The organism is Pullulanibacillus camelliae (assembly GCF_014642655.1).
Lineage (GTDB): Bacteria > Bacillota > Bacilli > Bacillales > Sporolactobacillaceae > Pullulanibacillus > Pullulanibacillus camelliae.
The window spans coordinates 62,528-84,970 of the sequence record NZ_BMIR01000019.1 but is presented as its reverse complement, the minus strand read 5'-3'; the positions used below and the strand labels follow the sequence as shown (position 1 = coordinate 84,970).

At 40.8% G+C, this 22,443-nt stretch carries 21 protein-coding genes and 1 pseudogene; 10 read left to right on the top strand and 12 right to left on the bottom strand.

The annotated features are described in order from the left end of the window. Positions 1-251: 251 nt before the first annotated feature. On the bottom strand, positions 252-779 hold the full coding sequence (locus IEW82_RS16200; protein ID WP_188696894.1) for a DUF4362 domain-containing protein: 528 nt from the start codon (positions 777-779) through the stop codon (positions 252-254). A 167-nt stretch (positions 780-946) separates the two neighbouring features. Between IEW82_RS16200 and IEW82_RS16195 the strand changes: the two genes are divergently transcribed. Then, positions 947-1,054, top strand: a complete 108-nt coding sequence (locus IEW82_RS16195) for a YjcZ family sporulation protein (protein ID WP_188696891.1) — start codon at positions 947-949, stop codon at positions 1,052-1,054. Positions 1,055-1,134: 80 nt separating this feature from the next. Here IEW82_RS16195 and IEW82_RS16190 read toward each other — a convergent pair whose 3' ends face one another. Further along, positions 1,135-2,112 carry a phage baseplate protein gene (locus IEW82_RS16190; RefSeq protein ID WP_188696880.1) on the bottom strand — a complete coding sequence of 326 codons (978 nt, stop codon included), beginning with the start codon at positions 2,110-2,112 and terminating at the stop codon, positions 1,135-1,137. A gap of 237 nt (positions 2,113-2,349) precedes the next feature. Here IEW82_RS16190 and IEW82_RS16185 point away from each other — a divergent pair, with 237 nt between their 5' ends. Further along, on the top strand, positions 2,350-2,904 hold the full coding sequence (locus IEW82_RS16185; RefSeq protein WP_188696877.1) for a CBO0543 family protein: 555 nt from the start codon (positions 2,350-2,352) through the stop codon (positions 2,902-2,904). 612 nt (positions 2,905-3,516) lie between these two features. On the opposite strand, the gene ilvA is transcribed toward IEW82_RS16185, so the two are convergent. The 4 genes from ilvA to IEW82_RS16165 form a co-directional block, all read right to left on the bottom strand. Beyond that, positions 3,517-4,776: a threonine ammonia-lyase IlvA gene (gene ilvA / locus IEW82_RS16180; RefSeq protein WP_188696874.1), complete on the bottom strand. Its 1,260-nt coding sequence runs from the start codon at positions 4,774-4,776 to the stop codon at positions 3,517-3,519. A gap of 494 nt (positions 4,777-5,270) precedes the next feature. Then, on the bottom strand, positions 5,271-6,656 hold the full coding sequence (locus IEW82_RS16175; protein ID WP_188696870.1) for an ABC transporter substrate-binding protein: 1,386 nt from the start codon (positions 6,654-6,656) through the stop codon (positions 5,271-5,273). A gap of 59 nt (positions 6,657-6,715) precedes the next feature. Then, the gene (locus tag IEW82_RS16170) at positions 6,716-8,347 is read right to left on the bottom strand and encodes a gamma-glutamyltransferase family protein (RefSeq protein ID WP_188696856.1); all 1,632 of its coding nucleotides are present in this window, start codon (positions 8,345-8,347) and stop codon (positions 6,716-6,718) included. Between the two features lie 19 nt (positions 8,348-8,366). Beyond that, positions 8,367-9,380 (bottom strand): LacI family DNA-binding transcriptional regulator, encoded by a 1,014-nt coding sequence (locus tag IEW82_RS16165; RefSeq protein WP_188696851.1) that lies wholly within the window; start codon positions 9,378-9,380, stop codon positions 8,367-8,369. A 417-nt stretch (positions 9,381-9,797) separates the two neighbouring features. Between IEW82_RS16165 and IEW82_RS16160 the strand changes: the two genes are divergently transcribed. Next, positions 9,798-11,027 carry a cytochrome P450 family protein gene (locus tag IEW82_RS16160; RefSeq protein ID WP_188696848.1) on the top strand — a complete coding sequence of 410 codons (1,230 nt, stop codon included), beginning with the start codon at positions 9,798-9,800 and terminating at the stop codon, positions 11,025-11,027. 150 nt (positions 11,028-11,177) lie between these two features. On the opposite strand, the gene IEW82_RS16155 is transcribed toward IEW82_RS16160, so the two are convergent. Continuing rightward, a complete protein-coding gene (locus IEW82_RS16155) occupies positions 11,178-12,023 on the bottom strand; it encodes an MBL fold metallo-hydrolase (RefSeq protein WP_188696844.1) in 846 nt (281 codons plus the stop codon). 163 nt (positions 12,024-12,186) lie between these two features. Here IEW82_RS16155 and IEW82_RS16150 point away from each other — a divergent pair, with 163 nt between their 5' ends. Continuing rightward, the gene (locus tag IEW82_RS16150; RefSeq protein WP_188696841.1) at positions 12,187-12,546 is read left to right on the top strand and encodes a YhjD family protein; all 360 of its coding nucleotides are present in this window, start codon (positions 12,187-12,189) and stop codon (positions 12,544-12,546) included. A 430-nt stretch (positions 12,547-12,976) separates the two neighbouring features. Further along, positions 12,977-13,549: pseudogene (locus IEW82_RS16140) on the top strand (transposase). A 637-nt stretch (positions 13,550-14,186) separates the two neighbouring features. Here the strand turns inward: IEW82_RS16140 and IEW82_RS16135 are convergent. From IEW82_RS16135 to IEW82_RS16120, 4 genes are all read right to left on the bottom strand, one after another. Beyond that, positions 14,187-14,627: a YybH family protein gene (locus IEW82_RS16135; protein ID WP_188696837.1), complete on the bottom strand. Its 441-nt coding sequence runs from the start codon at positions 14,625-14,627 to the stop codon at positions 14,187-14,189. A 69-nt stretch (positions 14,628-14,696) separates the two neighbouring features. Next, positions 14,697-15,212, bottom strand: a complete 516-nt coding sequence (locus IEW82_RS16130) for a 2'-5' RNA ligase family protein (protein WP_188696834.1) — start codon at positions 15,210-15,212, stop codon at positions 14,697-14,699. 39 nt (positions 15,213-15,251) lie between these two features. Beyond that, complete coding sequence (locus IEW82_RS16125) at positions 15,252-15,662, bottom strand: GNAT family N-acetyltransferase (RefSeq protein WP_188696831.1); 411 nt, start codon at positions 15,660-15,662, stop codon at positions 15,252-15,254. A 42-nt stretch (positions 15,663-15,704) separates the two neighbouring features. Continuing rightward, the gene (locus tag IEW82_RS16120; protein WP_229672698.1) at positions 15,705-16,052 is read right to left on the bottom strand and encodes a GrpB family protein; all 348 of its coding nucleotides are present in this window, start codon (positions 16,050-16,052) and stop codon (positions 15,705-15,707) included. A gap of 393 nt (positions 16,053-16,445) precedes the next feature. On the opposite strand from IEW82_RS16120, the gene IEW82_RS16115 reads away from it, so the two are divergent. Beyond that, positions 16,446-16,958 (top strand): hypothetical protein, encoded by a 513-nt coding sequence (locus tag IEW82_RS16115; protein ID WP_188696828.1) that lies wholly within the window; start codon positions 16,446-16,448, stop codon positions 16,956-16,958. Positions 16,959-17,103: 145 nt separating this feature from the next. On the opposite strand, the gene IEW82_RS16110 is transcribed toward IEW82_RS16115, so the two are convergent. After that, a complete protein-coding gene (locus tag IEW82_RS16110) occupies positions 17,104-17,985 on the bottom strand; it encodes a glycerophosphodiester phosphodiesterase (RefSeq protein ID WP_188696825.1) in 882 nt (293 codons plus the stop codon). A gap of 530 nt (positions 17,986-18,515) precedes the next feature. On the opposite strand from IEW82_RS16110, the gene IEW82_RS16105 reads away from it, so the two are divergent. From IEW82_RS16105 to IEW82_RS16090, 4 genes are all read left to right on the top strand, one after another. Continuing rightward, the gene (locus IEW82_RS16105; RefSeq protein WP_188696821.1) at positions 18,516-18,815 is read left to right on the top strand and encodes a hypothetical protein; all 300 of its coding nucleotides are present in this window, start codon (positions 18,516-18,518) and stop codon (positions 18,813-18,815) included. An 806-nt stretch (positions 18,816-19,621) separates the two neighbouring features. Then, on the top strand, positions 19,622-19,933 hold the full coding sequence (locus IEW82_RS16100) for a TM2 domain-containing protein (RefSeq protein ID WP_188696819.1): 312 nt from the start codon (positions 19,622-19,624) through the stop codon (positions 19,931-19,933). 667 nt (positions 19,934-20,600) lie between these two features. After that, the gene (locus IEW82_RS16095) at positions 20,601-21,095 is read left to right on the top strand and encodes a CBO0543 family protein (protein WP_188696816.1); all 495 of its coding nucleotides are present in this window, start codon (positions 20,601-20,603) and stop codon (positions 21,093-21,095) included. Between the two features lie 439 nt (positions 21,096-21,534). Beyond that, on the top strand, positions 21,535-22,443 hold the full coding sequence (locus tag IEW82_RS16090) for a DMT family transporter (RefSeq protein ID WP_188696813.1): 909 nt from the start codon (positions 21,535-21,537) through the stop codon (positions 22,441-22,443).

Genomic DNA, 22,443 nt, shown 5'->3' with positions numbered 1-22,443 from the left:
CTACGATGTATTTGCTCTGGTAGGCATACATTTATGATAGAGTGCCTCTTCTTTTTTGGCTAGGATTTTGTAGAAATACCACCGAGAACTATTTTACACATACTAAAAAATGACATAGTGACTAGGACCTATTATTTTTTTCCACACTGCAGAGAATGAGGAGGCTGAATATCTGCCTTGAAGGGATCGTTTATTCTTGTCTATACAAAAAACGCGGGTCTTGAAACGAATCAGACACCACGTTTTAGTGACTAAAAGGTAATTTTGCCGTTTTTATAGCATTCTGTTAAATACAATTTCTCCTTATTACTTACAAGCTTTTTACAATAATCCGTTTGCATCTTAATGTGTTTGCCAACTTTAGCTCCTTTATCAAGTAAACCACTCTTATCTCTTGTACTATCAAAACGGTAGTAAATCAACTCGCCATTAAATTGGAACTCAGTTATAACGGGATCATTTGTTGGTGAATAGCGGACAAAGCGGATAAAATCCGCTTGCTTATTTTTTACATGATCAACAAACTGGTCAATCTTTTGTCGCTGTGATCCTGTTATGTTAACGGGTGTAATGTCACCATTTTTGATCGCCTTTTCCATTGGATAATGCTCCGGCACTTGGTCTGTATACTTTTTTCCAAAATGCTCAATTTGTTCCTCAAAGCTTTCGTTTGCCTGACCTAAGCCCATAACACCCGGAACCGTGTCTATCAGAAAAACAATCGCGAAGCTGAGTAACATACTGCGCATTATTTTGATTGTCCGCCCTGAATGTCCCAAAGTACAACCCTACCTCATTTTAAATATAGTGTATTTAGATCGACTTCAGTATGAAGTCCCAAGTTTTTTAGGTATATTATGGATTTTTAAAAATGACTTCATTCGTCCATACAGAAATTTTTTTCCAACATATTCTGTATTATCAACTGATTAGGGGGTGAAAAAACATGAGCTATGGAGTTGACGGAGGATACGGCGGCTTCGGTAACGGCTTTGCCTTAATCGTCGTCTTGTTTATTTTGTTAATTATTGTCGGTGCTGCTTACGTTTGGTAGGTGATCCTTCAATATCCCCTAACTTTTATGTGCTTTCTTAGCCTTTGTGGGTATCCGAGTGGATGCCCGCAGCTTTTTTATTAGGAGCTTTTGAACGCTGAAAGTGGCAGCTGATAAATTTTATTCACTCTTTTTAGCGGTTTTCCCACCACCACACCCGCTAATAACTTTTTTTGCCCTGTATGAGGGTCTGTATAGAGATATAAGGATTCTGGTTCTCTAAAGCCATCTCGCCAGGTTCCATCCCCTTCACGCCCAAAGTCACACTTTAGCACGCCATCCACTTTGCCTGTCCGCATATTAAACCGAATGATCCGCCATGGCACACTGATGCCATCCACATTGGAATCCCCCGTATACCAATAGAGACTTTCCCCATCAATGGTCACCCCTTGCATGGTTTGCGTATATTGTCGTGGAATTTGCAGCCGACCCAAAACATGATTAACCCCTTTTTTAACATCCTCCAGTCTCCTGAGTTCAATCACTTGTCTGCCCTCTGGATCAGTGATTCGAAAAGCAATACGCTGATTTTTCTGATCTGTGATCGGCGTCATATAGTATGGTGTGAAGCTATTATAGGTTGTCGCTTCACTTCCATCGATGATGACCCCCGGCTGATAAGGGACACGCACCAATTTATAATGATGCTGCTCGTCTTGATAACCTGACCAAATATAGACCTTGCCATTTTCATTCTCGATGCCTAACGTTGTACCATGCCCACCATATTTACACGCCATCCAATCCAACATCTCGCCATTTTTATTGAGCCGAACGATACGAAAGCTTTGCACCTCTCCACTGTTTAAATGGTGATCAACTTGCGTGGCAAAGATATCTCCAGTAGCCTCATCTACTACCATGCATTGTAAGAGCGTCTTCCAATAAAGACTCAAGGTTGTAAAATAGGTTGGCTGTTCATTGTCCTTGGCAAAAGAAACGTGCTGTTGTCTGCCGCCTGCAGCATGTGCTATTTCTACTGTTTTAAAAAAACGATAATGATCACTTAAGATATGAGCATCAGTCAGCTCACTTATCATCACAGGTGGTATCAAGGTGAACCCTTCCTTACATAGTGACTTTGAGCATAATATTCTTCACATCCTTTGTCATTATTCTTCAAGATTTTTTCTCTGCATCATGCAAAGCTATGAGAGCTTTAGGAGCTTCTGAAATCTCTTGAGATCCAGTTCCTTTTTGTTATGAAAAGCTCCTATTTCGAGAGCTTTTCACGTTTACATTTTTTTCGGTTGGTCATACTAATGAGCAGCGTCTTACGAAAGGTTGATTCAATGAGTTATTCTGCTGAACTTGAACACTATAAACAGCATTTAATGCAAGCCTTCCATGAAAAATATGACATTTGGTGTGAGCATGTTTTTCTCACTTGGCATTGGTGGATCATTACCCTCGTCTTCATCGTGACGATTTTGCTTTGGATCTTCACCTTTAGGCGTGAAAGCATTCATCGCGCACTTTATGTTGGAGCCTTTGTTGCTGTGACCACCTCATTTTTAGATTCCATAGGAATCTTTTTTCATTTGTGGGAATATCGTTATGACCTAATCCCTTTCGCCAATAACTTCTTACCCTGGAATTTTATTGTCATGCCCTACTTTGTTGTCTTATTCTTAAAAATAATGCCGCACATGAACCGCTTTCTAAAATCATTCTTATATGGCATTTTTTCTTCCTTTATCGCCCTGCCACTATTAAAAGGGTTAGGCTATTATCAGCTCGTCCATTGGCATTATATCTTCTCATTTTGCGTGCAATTTTGTATCTTTTTATTTGCAGCTACTTTATCTAAGGGCACACGCTTTGAAAGGTTTGGGGAAGAAAACTAAAATTGTTTACTCTAAAGGGTTAAACGCTCACAAGTGGTTTTTAACCGAGGGGAAAATCCAGGCATGCTGTGCGGATTCTAAGTCTGTGGGGAGTTGATAAATTTGGCACACACACACCGTTTCACTTGTACTCCTGATGTGCTTTTTGCCTATCGCACACTTAGGGTCTCGCCAAGCCTCTGGTGCGCGCAAGCCAAAGCCCGACCTATACTCTCTTCCTTTAAGAGCGCCAGCAAAATTATACATTCTGATAGTATAAGAAAAACCGGGCGAAAAGCGTGTCAGTCCTTGTCCTTAATATAGAGCATCATCAGATATGGAAGAGGTTTCATTGCCTGTTCAAGTGGATGGGAGCGCAAGGCGCGAGATTCGGAACACTCTAAAATCGTATGTTCCTCGGGCGCCGCTGACTCATGATGCGATATGAGAGCCTGCGGGAAGGGGAAGATCGGTAAAACCTTAGCAGTGCGAAGGCGCGAGGAGGCTTGCCACTCCTCCTCGGAAAGCGAGCGGCCTGGAACGGAATCGCGCATCGTCCTCATGCCCAGAAATTTTATGCTTACTGATCTTTTAAAAAAGGTTTGGAACAGATGTCCAAACCCCACGCATCTTTTAAATGAGCAAATGAAATAGATGCTCATCCTTATTAATTTCTTTATAGCTAAACCCCTTTTTGTTCATACGCTCAATAAGCGGCTCATAATCTTCTGTATGTTTAAGCTCAATGCCAACAAGAACAGGTCCTTTGTCACGATTATTTTTTTTCGTATACTCAAAGCGTGTGATATCATCGGTTTCACCTAAAACCTCACTCATAAACTCTCGCAAGGCTCCTGCACGTTGGGGAAAGTTGACGATGAAATAATGCTTATAGCCTTCATAAATAAGCGAGCGCTCTTTAAATTCCTGCATGCGATCAATGTCATTATTCCCTCCGCTGATGAGACAAACAATCGTTTTTCCTTTAATTTGATCTTTGTAAAAATCCAGCGCTGCTATCGGCATGGCACCAGCAGGCTCTGCAACGATGGCATTTTCATTATACAAGTCTAATAAAGTGGTGCATACTTTTCCTTCTGGAACAACTACGATGTCATCAATGACCGTTTGAGCAATCTCAAAGGTCAAATCACCAACGCGTTGTACACTCGCACCATCGACGAACTTATCAATGTGCTCTAGCCTAACTACTTCTTGTTGCTCCAAGGAAGCTTTCATAGACGCCGCCCCTGCAGGTTCTACCCCAACGACTTTCGTTTCAGGGCTAATCGCCTTTATATAGGTACCTACACCAGAAATAAGGCCACCACCACCAATGGACATGAAAACATGGGAGATAGGTTCTTCCATGCTATCAAGCATCTCAATGCCAATGGTCCCCTGACCAATGATCGTCCGTCGATCATCAAATGGATGAATAAAGGCCATCTGTTGGTCATCGCAATAGGCCTTTGCTTTTTCATAAGCATCGTCAAACGTATCACCAGTAAGAATAATCTCCACAAACGGTTCTCCAAAAAAAGCCACGCGGTTAACTTTTTGTCTAGGCGTTGTACTTGGCATAAAGATCTTGCCTTGCACACCCAAAGCTTTACAAGAATAAGCCACACCTTGAGCATGATTGCCGGCGCTTGCACAAACAACCCCGCGCTCAAGCTCTTCCTGCGATAAGCTTTGCATAAAATGATAAGCGCCTCTAATTTTAAATGAGCGGACCACTTGTAAATCCTCACGCTTTAAATACACGTTACACGCATAGCGTTCTGACAAAATAGCGTCCTTCTGCAACGGTGTCCGAACAACCGTATCCTTTAACACTTGATTAGCGATAATAATATCCTTCACATCAATGGGATTGGTTTTTGTGTCCATTTTACGATTCCTTCCTACTTCCTTTAATCTCACTTCTTTGTCTCTATGTCTTTCTCTATTTATTTAAAAAAAATGACCACCTGACCTTGAAAAGGACATGGTGGAAGCTAATACCATTATCTTAAACGACATCTAAATATTTTGTCAAGTTAGAAAAATGACCTATCTTCCGAAAATTACAGCGTTTTAGTCGTCAATCATCTAGGTAGCAATGATATACATACGCACACTTCAATACTACTTGGAATATAAAGAAAACTGGGTTTGCAGGACTTTGCTGGTACTCCCAATGTGATTTTTTTAATCACACAATAAGGGGGAACTCTATTGGCGCTCCTGATGTTCGTGCTTCCGCGCGCACACTAAAGGTGTCACCAAACCTTAGGGGGCGAAAGTCAAAGCCCGACTTATACTCTCTTCCTTTATGCGCGTCAGCGAAGTTATACATTCTGATAGTATAAAAACAGGCGAAGAATATTTCTCCGCCCATAATCCTATTGATTCGCTGACCACTTTTGCGCCCGCTGTTGGATATCATTTAAAAAGCTCGGAATATTAGGGGCATTGCCATTAGCTGCTTTACTAATAAAGCCATTGATTTCAGGAACAATATCACTGCTGAAATAAGGGTTTGCTTCATCCAATAAGGTATGCTTGGAAACTTCAGCAATTTTGATTTCCTTTTCCAAAAAGGCGTCTTTTCCATCTAGAAAATCTGGATCAGCTAAGGTTGGTGATTTATTCAAATTTTTATGCAAGTAGACCTGCGTATCGTGATTGGTTAAAAATTTCATGACCGCCCATGATGCTTTTTCATCTTTCGCATTCTTCGCCATGACAAAAGAGTCTGTCGATACCCAGCCGCTTCCATTTGGTCCCATATTCATCGTTGGCTGAAACCGATCTAAAAGACTTGAATCCTTTGTCTCTTCATAATTTGACATCAATGTCGCCCCGGAATCATCAAGATAAATCGCAATATCATTATCCTTAGTAGCCCATTTTTCATTCCCCTTACCGTTAACGAATGCTTTGGGTGCATATTTTGATGCGTCTTTAAGCCACTCCATCACTTTGGCCATTTCTGGAGAATTAAGCTGCCACTTTATATTGCCGACATCGCTGAGGGTTCCTTTTCCACCATTGGCACCAAAGGCATAGCTTAGAGCTACTACCGTGGAATCATTTAGACCGTTGCCTTCCCACCATAGTCCGTAGTTTTGTTTTCCAGTCACTGGGTTTTTACCAGTCATCTTTTTAGCCTTTTCCAAAATTTCTTGTGGAGTCGGGTTCTCAGAAAGCGGCGTGACACCCCATTGTTTAAAAAGCTCTTTATCATAGCCTATAGCTCGACGCCCCAAAGAGATAGGAATCCCAAATTGGGTTTTACCGTCAGGGGAACGCGTGCTAACAGCATTCTCCCAAAGACTTTTCATATAAATACTTGGATCAAACTCTTTGTCCTGAGCAATTAATGGATTCAAATCCTTTAAGAGCCCCTCCTGGTACCAGTTAAATTCAAAAGCACCACCCGAATAGAGGACATCAACATCCCCCGATTTCAACATTGCCGTTTGCTTAGCCTTCGCATTTTCCCAAGGAACCTGAGTAAGCTCTAACTTAATGTTCGGATAGCGTGGATAAAATTCTTCCTTCAGATAGTCCTTTAAGCCCTGAATCTTTGCACCTGTCAATGCATCGATCCCATTGTCTAGTTGCCAGCCCGCCAGCGCGACGCGGACAGTTCCCTTCATTTTGGAAACCACCTTGATATGACTGTTCCCTGATGACGTATCAGTTTCAGATGCACAAGCGGTCATCGTAAAAATGAGTATCACCAACAATGGTATTGCTACCCAATGCATCTTTCTCTTCCTCATGCTCATTCCCCTTTTCATTCATAAAGTCCGGGTCTAAGTCACAATGGATAGTCTAGGATTCACCACGCGGCAACCTCACCATCCGCACGTGGCTCCGTTCCTCCCGCCAATACACCGCTGTCGGGATTCCTTAAAATAATCTGTCCACGTCCAAACATTCCAGAGTCTAGTGCACGCTGGACACTATGTCCTTTTCTCTCTAGGGCTTGAGCGATGGCATCTGGAAATCCAGGCTCCACCTCGATCTTTTTTTCTTTTAACCATCGCCATCTTGGCGCGTCCAAAGCGGCTTGCGGATTCAATAGAAAGTCAATCAAGTTCATGATAATTTGAACATGGGCTTGGGGTTGAATCATACCGCACATAACGCCAAATGGCCCAATCGCTTCTGTTCCTTTTGTGATAAATCCAGGAATAATGGTATGATAAGTTTTCTTTCCTGGTTCTAGCGCATTATGATGAGTACGATCTAAAGAAAAACCAGAACCACGATTCTGCATACAGATCCCCGTATCTGGAATAACAATCCCCGAGCCAAAATCACCAGCATGGCTTTGGATTAAAGACACCATATTCCCTTCTTTATCTGCGGTAGCAAGATAAACGGTGTCTCCTTTAAATGGTACGCCTGCTGTTGGGAATAAGGCTGAATCCGTAATCAAGCGCCTGCGTGTCTCAGCGTAGCCTTCTGAAAGGAGGGCCTCAGGAGTTAACGCCATGCTTTTAGGATCCGTAATATATTTCAACCCATCAGCAAATGCTAGCTTTACAGACTCAATCTGCTGGTGATAGGTCTCTACAATGTCCTTCGCTTTAAACTCAAAACCTTTTAGAATATTTAATGCCATTAAGGCGATAATACCTTGCCCATTGGGTGGGATCTCCCAAACATCATAGCCACGATAATTGACATGAATAGGCGCCACCCATTCTGGCTCATAAGCTGCTAGATCTTCTTTTCGTAAATAACCCTTATACGTGCGAAACTGTGCATCGATTTTGTCAGCCAGCTCGCCCTTATAAAAGGCTTCAGCTCGAGTCTCAGCAATTAAACGGAGTGTCCTAGCATGGGCTTGTGAGCGCCACATTTCTCCAATTTTAGGTGCTCTTCCTTTTGGCGCAAATGTTTCTAACCAAGGAGTGAACGGTTCATTGTCTAACGCTTTAATGTTTTTAAAGCCAAGTGCCCAATACTTTCCAATGGTCGGGGAGACGGGAAATCCATTCTCAGCATAATCAATGGCTGGCTGTAAAACTTCTGTCAGTGGGAGCTGACCAAAGCGTTCAGACAGCTGAGCCCATGCCCCCGGCGTGCCTGGCACAGTGACAGGAAGCATGCCATATGTAGGAATCTTCTCATGGCCTGCCGCTTTCACAGCATCAATAGAAATAGCCATTGGGGCAGGACCGCTAGCATTCAAGCCGTGAAGCTGACCCTTATGCCAAACGATGGCAAAGGTATCCCCACCAATGCTGTTAGAATTAGGCTCGAGTACCGTCAAACAAGCTGCTGTCGCAATGGCAGCATCAACAGCATTGCCACCTCGTTTCAATATCTCTAAGCCTGCCTGAGCTGCCAACGGTTGGGCAGTTGCGACCATGCCTTTACGCGCATATGTGGTCATGCGCTGGGATGGATAAGGATTATATAAGGGGTCAAAGCGCAATGAATAATCATCCTCTCTATTCATAAAAATAACAGACAAATTTTTAAGAACGAGTCGGAGGTGCGGTCGACTCACGAATGATTAAATGTGGGTTTAAGCATTCTCTGATGCTCTCCGGTTCTGCAATGGTATGATTAATAAGGGACAACAAATGGAGAACAGCCTTTTCACCGATTTCTTCCTCTGGCTGCTTTACCGTTGTTAGACGCGGATGAATCTCTGCTGCAAAGGATTGATCATCAAAGCCAACAACCGAAATATCTTCTGGAACTCTCCAGCCTCTATCATGTAAAGCATGAATCGCCCCAAGAGCTATGAAATCATCCGCCGCAAAAATTGCCGTTGGCATTTTGCCGTCTTTTAACCATTTCCGAGTCGCTTCAAACCCTCCTCGGATGGAAAAGTGACTCTTTTGTAGTTGCCCTCCCTGCACCCCTGCATCCCTAATTGCCGCCAAATAACCTCTTCTTCTTTCTTTACTGCTTAAGTAAATGTCAGGACCACTGATATGGGCAATGTTTCTATGTCCCAATTGAATAAGATGCTGCGTTGCTTCATAGCCACCCTTAAAATTATTGACAACAATAGAAGGTGCGTTCACATATTCATTCTGGTGATCAAGTAAGATGAAGGGGATGCCTTTTGCTTTAAGCACCTCGCTATCGACAGCTTCATTTACAGGTGTTAACAGGATAACCCCATCGACGCGATCAGACTGAAAGAGAAAACCGCCATTACTATTTAGACTCGATGTTCTGGCAGGAATCACAGATAATGCCATAAAATAGCCGTGTCTTTCTAAGTTCCTGCTGATCGCTTTGACAACACCCTCAAAGAAGGAATCATTCAGGTTACTAATGGTTAAGCCTATAACTCTCGTTTTACCAAGTGCTAGAGTCTGAGCAGCCGCACTCGGAGAATAATTTAATTCCTTGATAGCCTTTAGCACCTTTTCTCGATTTCTTGGGCGAACTGATTTGGATTGATTTAATACTCTTGAGACAGTCACAACGGATACACCCGCTTTTTTAGCAACATCCTCTATACTGCTTTTCACATCTGTCCCCCCTTATGAGCAATTGCACTTCTTGGCTACATCATCTCCTTGTCATTTTTTATCCCAAAATCAATTGACATGACACTAAATAATGGAAAGGTTGAAGCAGCTTGTGGAAAATCATTTGCTGTGAGTGGGTTCAATGCATTGAAGGGTAGTGCAGAAATAAGGAAATATAGTATGAAAATTCTATAAATTAAAGGGCTTTAACTTTACATTACATTATCACTTACTTGACAAAAATACATCCAACCTTATTACTAAATATTTTTAATTTTATTAATATAATTCTCACTTGAAATAATCCTTTCAAAATTCACCAACGACGGGAGTCTAATAGTCACAAGTAACGAATAGTATAGTGAAGACGTGTCCAATGATCGAACACATGCTAAGGAAAGGAAAGGAGCAATTCCCATGGTAGAGCAAAAAGAATCAATGCCTCTTGATGTATGGTCTGATGCTTTTAATCAAAACCCTTATCCAAGCTTTCAACACTTTAGAGAACACAGCCCCGTTCACCACATGACAATGCCTGATGGGCAAACCGCATGGATGATCTTCCGCTATGAGGAAGCCGTTGCAGCCCTGAAAGAAGAACGTTTTGTTAAAGATCCAACAACTTTTTTAAATGAAAAAGAACCGACTGAACAGCAGCCACATGCCCTTCAAACTCAGCTTTTTACGCACCACATGCTTAATTCAGATCCTCCTGAGCATCGCCGCTTACGCCATTTAGTTCAAAGCGCCTTTACCCCACGCATGATTGCCAATTTGCGCCCTAGGATTGAAGCCATTACAAATGATTTACTTGATAACATAGAAGGCCAGAAAACGCTCGATCTCATCGACGCCTTTGCCTTCCCTCTACCTATCACAGTTATTTGTGAAATGCTAGGCGTGCCATTGGAGGATCGTGATAAATTTCGTGAGTGGTCCAATGCCTTAGTCGAAGCCGCCAATAACCCAAAACAAATCCAACAGATCCAACCTCTAATGCTGAGTTTTGCTCAATATATTGATCAGTGGATTACCCATAGACAACACAACCCGCAAGATGACTTAATTAGCCGTTTAATTAGAGCCGAAGAACGCGGCGAACAATTAACCAAACAAGAAATTCGCTCACTGATCTTTTTATTAATCATCGCTGGCCATGAAACAACAGTGAACCTGATTGGCAATGGGCTACTAGCCTTATTAGAGCATCCCGAACAGTTAGATAAGCTAAAAAAAGATCAGACACTGATCCATTCAGCTATCGAAGAGATGCTCCGCTATGACGGGCCAGTTGAGTTTTCAACGGCCCGATGGGCTTCAGAAGATATGATATTTTACGGTCAAGCAATTTCCAAAGGTGAGCTTATCCTGATCGCCCTTGATTCGGCCAATCACGACCCCGAGCCATTTCAGAAACCAGAAGCCTTTGATATTACCCGACAGTATAATCGTCATCTGGCTTTTGGCAAGGGCATCCACTTTTGCTTAGGTGCACCACTTGCTAGACTAGAGGGCGAAGTCGCGCTTCTCGCATTATTAGCACGCTATCCCCACTTACAGCTTGCCGCTGAACCAAGCACATTCGAATGGCGCCCTGGCATTTTAATTCGCGGCCTTAAACACCTGCCAATAAGACTCAACGAATAGAAATAAACATAACCATTGCAGCCCACACGAGCATACATTCGAGTGGGCTGCAATAGTAAAAAACAGCACGTCTATCTCAAACAGGCAATGATTCGCAAAGATCCTCACATCAACAAGCTATGGCACTCCTTTTCCCCTGAGCGGGTCCCGTTAGTTGACATATTTCCCATACTTAGGGACCGCCATCTCGTCAAATGCTCCAACAAGCTGGTGTAAACTTCTTGCCAGCTTGTCTCCAGCCATTGGCAGACCATGACCTGTTATCGCCAGCCTTGGCTGTAATGCTTCTAATGTCATAACCGACCACTTAGCCGCTTCCCAATCCGTTGTGAGGTATCTTGGCGGTCCACTGATTTCCTGCTTTTGGGTCATCACTTTAAACAGATATTCCTGTTTTACGGTCGTGAAGGCATCCCCGGCAAGTAACACTCGATCGCCTTCTCTAAAAAAGGAAACATGCCCTGGTGAATGTCCCGGCGTGTGCACCCACTTAAAATCCGGCAAGTGAGGGACCGACCCATCTGACGGCAGCGGTTTTATATACTCTCCCAAATCAATAGGTGTATGAGGAAAAAACGGTGATAATTTCGCTATCATTCCGCCTTCAACGGTGGCATCTGGCTCCGGATAGCTTCTTTGGCCTGTCAGAAAGGGCATTTCATCTTCATGCGCATAGACCGGAACCTGCCAGCGGTCGACCAAATCAATCACGGCACCAACATGATCAAAGTGACCATGTGTCAAAAGGATCGCCTTCGGGCGACCCCCTATACCAAACCGCTTTTCAACGACCGAGATCATTTTATTTGCCGATAGCGGCATACCAGTATCTACTAACACAAAAGTTTCACTTTCTGGATGGCCAATCAGAAGAATATTGACTATTTGAATCGTATGGAAAAATACATCCGGACATACCTCCATGCCCAGCCCACTGTCAATAGAGGTCATTGGAATATATTTATAATCACTGCCATAATGCCTCTCCCTATCCATTCTCATACCCCCAAATATTCCTATGATTTGGTGTTATTATTCCCATATTCAAACGATTATACTGAGGTTTTGATCCCCTTGCGCAAAATAAGAACACACATTCCTTAATAATGGTATAATAAGAATATATATTCGCATATTATGTTTATGAGGTGATAATGTAATGACTTCTTATGATTTAACAGCGACTGAGGAAGCACTCATAAACAGCTACATTCTCTTACCACTCACCTATCGTGTCTTAGAGCGTGATCTAAGGTTACTAGAAATGAGCAAAGTCAAATTTAAGCATCCCTACTACACACTTATTGAGAAAGCATTAAAGCAGCTTGCAAAGGACTTACACGTAACAAAAGCAGAGGTTTTCAAACAAAAAATAAAGCTTTATAAGAAGGATGATCTCCATTACGACATTTGGATACGGGGCTGGCATCATCAGAAAGGGTATCATCCAAAGCTAGCCGCTCATTGGGTAGAGGCAAAAGTTACAGAGTACTTGAATGCTAAGACGCATTGCCTATGAAATAAACCATTATGGATATGAGGATATGAAAAGCTTTCTGAAAAATCAAGTGGGACAGAACCCTTGAGATACATTTGTAAATAATTGATTGAATTGTTGAGGATATATCTACAGCCTAGACTATTCATAGAAGTTCCCAAAACACAGTAAAAAGGCTTATCTATCAAGTGGTTTATTCTGTATTTCAACGCATCAAATAAATGAAAAAAGAACCCGTTTCTGATAAGGTTAAATCACCACAAAATAACCACCGGAAAGGATTCTTATATTGGCTCCTTTACCGCAAATAACGCTTGATTTCAATCGTCAAATGATGGAGGATTACTTTCCTCCGATACAGGTGAATTCATATTCCGAGAATGCGACGAAAAAGTGGATTTCTCCCAAACTTTGATTCAACACCTCAAACTAAAGGATGAAAGGCATTACTTTGTTCACTCGAATGAAGTCCAACGCCAGTTTACAAAGTCTCGCAAAAGAGCTACACCCTAACTCAATGCCGTCCGATGTATCAAAGACGGAAATGCATTATGAAGAGATGGACTATCAAGCGTGGGCTAAACCGCGAAAGGTGATTGTCCAATCCGTTCGGCCGGCTGGAGAATTGTTTTTCACCCATTCTTTCTTTGTGACAAACCTATGGATGCTTTTTCACCAAAGGCTATCGTCCGCGCTTATCAGAAAAGAGGAACGATGGAAAATTACATCAAGGAAGTAAGAATGGTTTTAACTTTGATAGAATGTGCAGCCATTCCTTCCAAGTTAATGAGGTAAGAATGCTGCTTAAGCCTGCTGGCGTACAACCTAACAAACTAGCTTCGTACACTTTCCAGAGGGACAAAAGAATATGCCAATCCAACCCATACGGACAAGGATCATTAAAGTGGCCAGCAAATGAGTAAAGTCAGGTCAATCATTGTACTTCAAATTATCCTCAAGCTTCGTATATCAAGTGTTCTTTTGGGAAATACTTCAACGCATTCAAGCATTAAAGCTCGAGTGATTGGAGCGTATGGCACGAGACTCCTACGGGAACAGCACGCGTCCGAAGACCCCGCAGGAAGTGTCTTTCTTCCGAGGATCCCGTGGAAAGCGAGTGCCANCCAAGGGAAAAGTATGCCCAAAAACAGGTCATTTTGTGGAGAGTGACCGTTTTAATTCCTCAATCGGAGACAATTCCAACATAATTTCCATAAAAGTGGCATGGGAAATTTAGCTTTGATCCCAGATCTCGTTTTCTCCCGAAGTATGAATAAATCAGGTACAGTAATATTACTGCGATATTTCCCCCTTCTACACCCATTTGAACACTGTCAGGCTGAGGCGCTGAACCCGGCAACATCTTTTTAATAAACAGAGGAAATAAGCCTGTTCACGACGTTTGCTAATATACTCTCGAACAACTAGAAGTTCACCGATACCCATTTACTGACCAAGCTCTTCAACACATTCTCGTAATAAGGCATCTTGAAGGGGCTTTCCATATTCTTGTCCACAGCAAGGGATAGATAAAAATAGCCAGCTTTATCTTGAGTTTTAGTCACATATCTATTTATTTCCTTTTTTGCGATACTCACACTATTTTTAATGATAGCCACTATGTCTTGATGCACTATGCCATTCAAACAGACTCCCATCCTTTATTTTAAGCGAAACAACCCTTTTCCTGTCTCCATATCAATAGGCAGTGAAGAATGTTCATGGGTAATGTACCATGCGTGCTTTTCTTTTCTTAGGCAAAATGTGAAACGATTGGTGATGTGACGTAGCTTTTCCCCTGATGGGTTATACGCTGCATATAAAAGATTGCAATGAGCAAACGCCAGGTTAGGCGCTTCTTCAATCACGACATCTGTAAAGTCTGTTTGAAGGTCAACCCCTTCTTCCTGTAATCCAGCAAACCACTCTTCAACCTTTTCCCGCCATTGGGAAATCCCCCTACACTCCCATTCTCCCCAACAATCATAAATATGAATATGAGAAGAGTAAATCGATAACAATCGTTCAACGTTCTTTTCATAAACAGCAGATTTGTAGATCGTAAAAACCTCTTCAACACTATTAAGATTTGTTGGCATCATCACATTGCTCCTTTAATATAGTAGGATTCAGCTTTTTTTGATCCATCATGGAGTGCTTTAAGACTCATTCTATGTGTTTCGCAGTTTGACTGTAAATTCACTATGTGAGTAATTGGCCTCATCTATTTGTTCGACCGATAGCTCCTTTACTACCGTAGTAAATTCCTCTGTAAACGCTGCAGTATCTGTTATTGCTTTCTCAAACTGTGTCTTGTTAGCCAATCTACCAACAGTTAAATGGGGGAAATAGCTTATTTTTCTATGAAGGTATTTTTCAAGTATCCCTGTATACAGCTTGTCATGGATAGAAAGAAGGAGGTCATTCCCTTTCTTTACATTTAGAAATAAATAATATTTCTCAGAACCTGTAATGCCCTGTAAGGTTATCTGAAAGGGACGCATGCCGGTTAGAACGTCTTGTATATGTGCGGTTAGCACCTCTTGACTTATTGTGCTTTTGAATGGAAAAACAAGTGTGAGATGTGGAGGAATATATCGATAAAGCCTGTCATACTTCTTTCTTAGGAAGTCAATCTTCTCCATGTTATCAAAATGAGGAAATATACAAATCGAGCGTTGAAGCAATGTAAGCACCTCCATCAATTAGTCATCTATTAAAAAGTGCTAATGCCTTTCTAAAACGCAGTAAAAGCGTTCCACACCCGGATACTTTTCTCCTAAGCTTGAGATGATAAATCCACATTGTTCATAGAATTGAACAGCCTCTTTATCAGTTTCCGCAAAAAGGCTTACACATGTGCAGTGATCGAAGACATAGCGTATCATTTGGGAGCCAATCCCCTCTCTTCTATGGCTAGGAGAAACCGCAATATGCTTTATCTCGCAACGCTGTTGACTTAAACCTTCAATCCCGATACATCCTGCGATTTCATCATCACGCCAATAGGCAAACCAGTTTCTTTTCGATGATTTAAGGTATATTTTATATTCTTGAGCAATGTTTTTTTCAGAAGTGGCAAAGGATAAAAGCTGCCATACATTAGGGTGGATGTCGCTTGATGTTTTTTCTTCCATACCCTCCCCCCTTATTGAACGCATTGTTTCCCTACAGTGTTATCAAATTATATTTTTTCTAGAAGTGACTTTAATGGGTTTTCGCATCAACATACTGATGCTTATTCTTTTTATGCAAAGCTGCTCATAGTCACGTCTGGCATCCTCATGATGTCTCAAGTCATCTCTGAATGGCAATTGCTCAAGCAAATAGCGATTGCCACTTTGGCACATATGAATGTGATGGGTCCGTGGCTCACCTTTGCTAAAATAATAGCGTTCAGGAAGGAGGTCTGTTCCTTTATAAGCATAACCAAGCTCTTCTAAAGAAAGAACACAGGCCTCACCAGCGATCTCAAGGATCGGTTTCGTGCTTAATTGTGCAACGGCTATACTCCCGATATGATGAATGGCAACAATGTCCTTGCCAATTTTTGAGATACGCTCTCTTTCAACAATAAATTCCCGCTCCGCTGTCTAAGGGAGCAAAAAACACCTCTCCCTTTGGTAATCCCAGCATACTCTCACCTCATATTTAAAAAGCTATTTTCAACTCCTCCCATTTTTTACGGGCACGAACTTGAATCGCCATTTCAAAAACAAAATTTAATCCATCTTTTAGAAGAACGTTTCAATCACAATATCTTTATCTTCCACAAAAAGAGGATGTTCTCCTCCAAACAACACCATTTTTTTCTCAGATTTTGAAAAAGGAGTAATCCGTTGCTTCGCCCATACATTTTTGCCCCATTTTTATATGCTATTAAATAACCAAATATCCATAACTTAAGGCGGTGGAAAGTCGTGTCATTTAAAAGGAATTTATTTGATCCAGAGGATTCTTGTGATAACCATCAGCACAATTGTTGTAAAAAAGAACCATGCTGCTCCTGTTGTCACAAGCAAGAAAGGTGTCTCCGGGAGCATTGCAAACACGTCGTTGGGGTCGTTACGTCAAGCTCATTGGTAGATCTGGCTGTCACTGGAACGCCTATCCCCTTACCGCTTACTGCGCCTATTCTTGTAACAGAATGTGTAAGGATTTCACCCACAGGCGGACTTATTGTTCAAGAAGCCGGAGATTATTTAATACAATTTACAGCCAGTGTTTTAGTCGTCTCTGCAACTGGTGGCTTATCCGTCTATGCAGATTCACGATTTTTAGGTAATGCCGGACCATTATCAGCACTCGGCTTAGCCAATTTTGCCCAAATTGTCCGCCTTAAAGAAGGCGATTTGATTCAGGTGGTCGCTGAGGGGCCCATTGCTGCTGGTGTGCTAGGTCAAGGAACACTGACCGTCGCAAGACTAGGATAAAAAATAGAAGCCCTTACACCTCCCGCGGGTGACTCCATCAGATGACTTTAGTACTTGTTACAGTCATCTTTTTTTAAATAGGTATTAAAGGGCACAGATGGTTGACTCTTTTTAAATTAAAAAACCAAACAGAAGACCTTGCCTTCTATTTGGCCTTGCCTCCTGCCTGTTTTAAAACGGTGAGAGCTTTATCATCATAATTGGTGAAAAAAGCGTCAGCGCCCCAACGTTCCATGTCTTTCATTGTTTGTTCATCATTTATTGTCCATGCATGAACAAGCAAGCCTTCTTTATGCGCTTTTTTAATAAAGGCTGCCCTTAATGTCTCAACATTGGGACCAACACCTACTGCATAGTGCTTGATCTCACTTAAATTCATTTTGTTCGCATCACCGAGCTGGATCGTTTCTACATTTGGGTACTGCTTATGAACGGTTTTAAGACTGTCGGCATCAAAGGATTCAATAATGACTTGACCCCTTTTACTTCCTTTACCAATTAAGTGATGCTTTTTCAAAGTAATCAATAATTGCTGGTTCATTTCCCGATACTCATAAGGCTTTTTCGTTTCAATATAGTAACGCATATGATGGCCAAAGTGATTGAGAATCTCATCTAAAGTGGGAACCTTTAACCCTATGTATTTTGCTTTCGCGCGATTAGGATAAGCATGATTAAACCATGCCCCGGCATCCAACTGCTTAATTTGCTTCAGAGTTAAAGCTTTCACCTTCCCTGTTCCATTAGTCGTCCGATTCACTGTATCATCATGCATGGCGATCAATTGCCCATCCTTTGTCATTTGCAAATCGATCTCAATATAATCTGCCCCTTGCTTTTTAGCAAGATCGTAAGCGGCCAGAGTATGTTCAGGCGCATAACCTGAAGCGCCACGATGAGCAATAACCAACGGCCTTTTTCCTGGCTTTTTCGCATTGGCTATTGAGACCTGCCCGCAGCTAGTACAAGTTAAGAGAAGTAGACTATTCATTATGAGGATTGCGATGATAGGGAAGTATTTTTTCATGCCCTCACATTCTCCCAACCATGGCGTCTGTTCTCATACTCATCTCTTTGTATCCTTAGTCCAAATATGGGCAATTTCTCCTGAATCCTTTTCTGCATCCCCTTCACCCACCTTTTTAATTCAAGCCTAATGGCTTTTTGTTAAGGCATTTTAAACGTTAATCTAACCTTTGTAAGGATAGCTTAAACATTTGTAAAGAGTGGGAGAGGACCATTCCTTTTATCCGTTTAAGAATGAAATAAATGGTAATGGACATGCTAACATAAAGAATCCCCAGCTTTCACGCGTTAATGTGAAGCATTAAAAATTGACCATAAGCCACACGGAACAGAAATCAAGGCCTAAGCAAATGCTGGTTGCTTTAAATAAATTGCGAGCGAAAGACAAGTAGTCCTTTTTAAGACAAAAAAATGGCTTGTGGCGATCTCCAGACTCCCACACAACACACCCAAACCATTAGTGCTGTCAAGTCCCGATATGGCACCAAGCCTGAACAAAATATATGCCTTTTAAAAAAGGGGTGACCCAATATGGATTTTCCAACCATACAGACAAACTTTTGGGATGCTGTCATTGCAGTTCCATTAGTTATGATCTGCACTGAACTCATAAAAATTTTCCTTAAACCCCCAAAGAAATTCATCCCTTCACTCGCCCTTCTGCTAGGCCTTTTGATCTCGATCTTTATTAGCCACAGACATAGTCTTTTAGCTGGCATTTTTATGGGGTGGTTTTATGGCTATGCCGCCATCGGCTCCTACGCTTCATTAAAAACGACTTATATCACCTTAAAATCCAAATTGTTGGCTAAACGCAGGTTTACAAATTAAATTTGAAATGAACTCTATCTTTTACAACTTACTTCGACCTTGTTCCATCATTTTTACTAAGGATGCATCCTTTTACTTGATCTATAATAAATTTCACGAAATACCACCACATCATTTTTACGCTGTTCTTTTCTCTCGCCTTTTATGACTTTCGGTTCCTCATTGAGAGAAGGGCAATTCTAAAAAAGTACAGAGGTAACGCCTCTTGTTCTAATCTGAGGCTAAGGCAAGATACGCCCCTTCTTCACCACGAATTTCCTGTCCAGTGAGTAGAAGATTACCTCTTTACCTTCTAACATTTTTTCCTAGGTTACGTCCCATTTCATCACTCTCTCACCTCCACTTCCATCACACAAAATAGTCTCAGAAAATGGCCACATCCAACACAAAGTATTTCAACCATCGCTTTGAACGAATTAAAGCCCTCACCTTTTTATATAACTTCTTAAGCTTTTCTGTTTAGCTATTCTTGAATAGAAATATGAATTGTCATTTCAGAAATATTGACATTTTTCGTTACTATTTTATAAATATCTATTTTTTCTATTGTAAAAACATGTTATTATATAAATGTTTCTACAAGAAAATAAGCGATGTGATTCGAGCAAGCTTAACCTAAAAACGAATTGCTTTGAACAGTCTTAGAAAGAAATTTGTCGAAAAATATTTAGATAATGAAAGATACCCAGATTTGCATCATAAATTGGTATCTATCTTTTTTAACCACAACACCCATATAAAGTATTATTTTCAAGTTGTTTACTCAAAAGAGTTTTCATAAATTATTATATTTGGGGGAATTATACATGAATCTTAACCTAACAAATGAGGAACAATTACTCGTTAATAGCGAGGTCCAAAAAAGTGGAAAGAACATGGCAATTGCCTACGTTTTTTGGATATTCCTTGGAGGATTTGGAGCACATCGCTTTTACCTAAGAAAAAAAGGGTCTGCAATTGCTCAACTTATTCTTACGCTTACTTTATTTGGCGCCATCATTTCTGGAGTATGGCTTATTGTTGACCTATTTTTAATCCCAGGAATCACAAGGGAAATAAATAATAACATTGAAAATAGAGCAGCGGAACAGATCCTAAACAAAAGAAATATAATATAACACCAATAAAAGCCACTTCATCGTGGCTTTTATTTAATGCTCAAAAAGAATGTATATTCTCGTATAAAAGATAACAGCTATCCACCTACAAATTGGAAAATGGATCGTTATATTCCTTATTTTCTTGCTAAAATGCTTCATACTAGATGACAGGCAATAAAAGGCTTGCTCTGCACTTCTCGATATTCAGGGATTTTCTGCGCACATATATCTTCATCTATGATTAAAAATTCAAAATAGAAACACCTTTCCCACAAGAAACTATGTTAATCATTTTTATTATAATACCTGTAAAGAAAAGTGGACTATCTGAGACAACATTCATTCGGTTAACCCTATATAATCATTTAGTATTCACAATTAGCTTGCAACCATTTCGTTAATTACAAATCCATTAGAAATTTTCATGACTTTAAGTTTACATATCCATTTATAATAAAGTCGTAACATGCCTACACATTAGGACCAGTATCATAAAATAAAAAAATTCTACTAACTATAATTCCCCATTCATAAAAATTCCTCTCAATACTGAAAAGACACCAAGCCCATGCTAGGATAAAGTTGTAAAGGATGATACCATAATTTTTTCCGATAGCTAAAAGCAATCCTGTACATAAAAGGATAGAAATAATTGCATTCTATACTCTAAGAGGTGAAGCAAAGAGTGAAAGCTACGAAAGAAAAAACAATTGAAAAATCAGCTATACTGATTACAATTTTATTATTGATTTTATTTGTACCTAGAAAAGGCCTCCGAGAAGCTCATTTGGCTTTTTTATTTAAGCAAGTCATAACTTGGATTTTCGGCTTACTCGTCGTTGAAAAAGATTTAATCTCCTATCCCTCTCGTTTGTTTTTCAAAAAATCTAATCGGTCCAGTTTTACATTCGAGTATTTTGTTTATCCCGCACTGTGCTCTTTATTTAATGTCCATTACCCCGAAAAGAGAGCGCTCCTTATCAAGGCATTGCATTATATATTCTATACTTCCATCATTACTGTCTTTGAAATCTTTGCTGTAAAATACACTAAATTAATTCAATACAAAAAGTGGTCATGGTATTGGAGCTTCATCACGATTTGGCTGACATACTACTTATCCAGGGTTTATCACAGATGGTTTTTCAGCGCCAATGATAAAGAAAATCAAACATCATAACCCCGAACACACTTACTAGGAAGGCTTCCTGATCTTATCCACCAACCGGCAAGTTATCTTATAACTATTGCTGTCAGCTTTCGTTCAACAATCACCTGCACCCCCATTTCTATAAAAATATCCTATTTATTCTTGGTGCTTATCATTTTACTGAAAAAACGGGTTATTAGACACTCTTGATGAATTAAGGTACAAAGCTGAAGGAGCGGCTGATTGCAAATTAAAGGAAACCTGCTATCTCCAACTATTGCACAGGTATTAATAAGCAGGCCCAGTGTGAGAATTCTTCTCTTAAAAATTTCCTTGAATCCCCCTTCTTTATTATCTCTTCTACTTGTTTAACACCTGAAAGCAGGCTGATCTCCTTGACATTATACCGACCGGTATGTTTATATATTCATTGAATATACCGATCGGTTTATTTTTAAGGAGGAATAAGATGCTTTCAACCAAACCGTTAAACATTATAGCTGCAGTTGGATTTGTTATAATGTGGAGTTCAGGTTTCATCGGAGCACGACTTGGTGCAGCTGAAGCCAACTCCATGACTATTTTAATGTGGAGATTTATAGTAGCCGTAATCATTTTAGGTGGCTGGTGGATTTGGCATAAGAGAAGGAGATTATCTATGAAGGCCATCCTGTCACAAGTGTTAATTGGCCTATTTGCTCAAGGCGGGTATCTCTATTGTGTCTTTTTATCAGTTGAACATGGCGTTTCAGCGGGAACGTCCAATTTAATCACAACGCTTCAACCCATTGTGACAGCAGTTTTGGCTGGCCCTATTCTTAAAGAATCCACATCTATTAAGCAATGGATTGGCCTATTGTTAGGAATCATAGGTGTATTATTCGTGGTTTATGAAGGTTTAGGAGCTGGAGCACCAGTGCCACTATGGGCTTATGCTTTATCATTTATAGCAATGATCAGTTTAGTGGGGGCAACATTATATGAAAAAGGTCTAAAACGTTCGAGTGACCTAGGCGATGCATTACCTATACAAACAGCAGTAAGCGCCCTTCTTTTTACAATGATTGGAGTCATGACCAACAATGCCGTTCCTCCTGCTACAACAGGATTTTGGTTGACTATTGTATGGTTGGCTAGCCTTTCGACTATAGGGGGATACGGTTTTTATTGGCTGAATTTAAAATTAGGCAGTATCACGAGGGTGAGTAGTCTCTTATATTTAACCCCACCGGTCACCATGTTTTGGGCCTTTCTTATGTTTGGAGATAGGATAGGTTTTCTAACTATTGGTGGAATGATAATATGTTTATTAGGTGTGTGGATCATCAGAAAGGGCACACCTGCAGAAGCTACAGAGAAAATAAAGAACGTTAGATAA